The sequence below is a fragment of the Micromonospora sp. NPDC049799 genome, from assembly GCF_040656655.1.
GTDB lineage: Bacteria > Actinomycetota > Actinomycetes > Mycobacteriales > Micromonosporaceae > Micromonospora.
Genome location: NZ_JBFAMU010000731.1, coordinates 1 through 1,929, shown reverse-complemented (window position 1 = coordinate 1,929; position 1,929 = coordinate 1). Strand labels below are relative to the sequence as shown.

The window sequence follows — 1,929 nt, the reverse complement described above, 5'->3', positions numbered from 1 at the left end:
GGCCGCGCAGGGCGGGCACGGCGGTCGCCGCGTCGGCGAAACCCCGCAGGATCTGGGAGAGGATCACGCCCGAGTTGCCCCGGGCGCCGAGCAGGGCGCCCCGGGCCATCAGCCGCAACGCGTGCCCGTGCGGCGTCGGCCCGCCGTCGGGCAGCGTGTCCAGGTCCATCGCGAGGGCCTGCTGGGCCGAGGTGAGGGTCAGCACGAGGTTGGTGCCGGTGTCACCGTCGGGCACCGGGTAGACGTTCAGGTCGTCGATCTCGCCCTGGTGCCGTTTCAGCGCGGCCAGCCCGCCCGCGCACCAACGGCGGACCGCGGCGGCGTCGAGGGTGTCCAGCACGGCGAGTAGCCTACTGGCGCGCACCGACACCCGCCCGGGTCGCCGGACCCCCTCCCGGCGTGTCCCCGCGCGCACCCTCCGCCGCCTGGGCCGGGGCGATTCGTCGCTCCGGCCGGTCATCGGGTAACCTGGCCAGGTTGCCCGGGCAGCGCCTGGCGGCGACCTCATGAACGTTTCAATCCCAGGAGTATCCCGTGGCTAGCGTGTGCGACGTCTGTGGCAAGGGACCGGGCTTCGGCCACAACGTGTCCCACTCGCACCGGCGGACCAACCGCCGCTGGAACCCGAACATCCAGTCGGTGCGTACCCCGGCCGGTGGCGGCAACACCAAGAAGTTGCAGGTCTGCACCTCCTGCATCAAGGCTGGCAAGGTCACCCGCGCCTGACGCGGTAACGAACTGCGGCGAAGCCGACGGCTCCCCTCGGGAGCCGTCGGCTTCGCCATGTCCGAACCCCACCCACCCCGGCCCCGCGATCTTGCACTTTCGGCCCCCGATACGCGGCTTTTCATAGGCTTTGCCCGGGCAGAAAATGCAAGATCGCGAAAGGCGTTCCTCAGAGGGTCCTGCCGAACGAGATGCAGCCCGGAGCGTCGGCGTAGAAGCCGAAGTTCGGGATGCGCTCGTAGCCGGACGACACGTACAGGGCGATCGCCTCGGGCTGCTTGTCGCCGCACTCCAGGACGATCCGCTTGCGGCCCCGTTCCCGTGCCGAGCGCTCCACCGCCGCCAGCACCGCCCGGGCCACGCCCCGACCGCGCGCCTCCGGGGTGACGTACATCCGCTTCAGCTCGGCGATGTCACCCTCTTCGCCATGGCTGCGCCAACCGCCGCAGCCCACCGGCCGGCCCTCGATCAGGGCCACCAGGAACGTCCCGGCGGGGGGCTCGAAGTCCGTCGCGTCCACCGGCGTTTCGTCGCCGCCGCCCCCGTACCGGGCACCCAGGTCGGCCAGCGCGGCGCGGACCAGCGCCTGCGACTCCGGCGCGTCGAACCGCTGCACTCGGATCTCGATCTCGCTCACCGCGCCAGGGTACGACCGCGGCCCGCCCCGGTCCGGGGCCGGCCGTCCCCGTTCGGTCGCAGATCACTCCCGACCCGCTCGGCGGTGCGCCGCGACGGGCCCTCGGTGTCCGTCAGCGGAAGTGGTCCCAGCCGGCGGGGCCTTCCCAGGGCCGGCCGTCCACCGTCACCCCCGAGCCGGCGGTGACCGTGCCGATCGACCGCCAGCCCTCCGGCAGCGCCGTCGGGGGGAAGGTGGCGGCCAGCGCGTGGTCGTCGCCACCGGCGAGGATCCAGGCGTACGGGTCGACACCGAGGGCCTGGGCGGCGTCGCGCATCTGCCGGGGCACCTCGAAGGCGTCCCGGCGCACGTCGATCCCGACGCCGCTGGCCTTCGCCACGTGACCCAGGTCGGCCAGCAACCCGTCCGACACGTCGATCATGGCGGTCGCCCCGGCCTCGGCGGCCTGCGGCCCGGCCGCGTACGGCACCTCGGGCCGCCGGTACGCCTCGACCAGCACCCGGGGTGTCCGGAAGCCCCGGGAGAGCACGGTCAGCCCGGCCGCCGCGTACCCGGTCCGGCCGGCC

The 1,929-nt window shown here is 73.8% G+C and carries 4 protein-coding genes; 1 reads left to right on the top strand and 3 read right to left on the bottom strand.

Annotated elements, in window-relative coordinates:
- Positions 1 to 340: DAK2 domain-containing protein (locus AB0I76_RS28875; protein ID WP_357042001.1), on the bottom strand; the 340-nt coding region annotated here is incomplete at its 3' end.
- A gap of 194 nt (positions 341 to 534) precedes the next feature.
- Here AB0I76_RS28875 and rpmB point away from each other — a divergent pair.
- Entirely contained in the window at positions 535 to 726 is a 192-nt protein-coding gene (rpmB, locus tag AB0I76_RS28870; protein ID WP_007456456.1) for a 50S ribosomal protein L28, read from the top strand.
- 169 nt (positions 727 to 895) lie between these two features.
- On the opposite strand, the gene AB0I76_RS28865 is transcribed toward rpmB, so the two are convergent.
- Both AB0I76_RS28865 and AB0I76_RS28860 read right to left on the bottom strand, forming a co-directional pair.
- On the bottom strand, positions 896 to 1,363 hold the full coding sequence (locus tag AB0I76_RS28865; RefSeq protein WP_357041997.1) for a GNAT family N-acetyltransferase: 468 nt from the start codon (positions 1,361 to 1,363) through the stop codon (positions 896 to 898).
- 112 nt (positions 1,364 to 1,475) lie between these two features.
- Positions 1,476 to 1,929: AIR synthase-related protein (locus tag AB0I76_RS28860; protein WP_357041994.1), on the bottom strand; the 454-nt coding region annotated here is incomplete at its 5' end.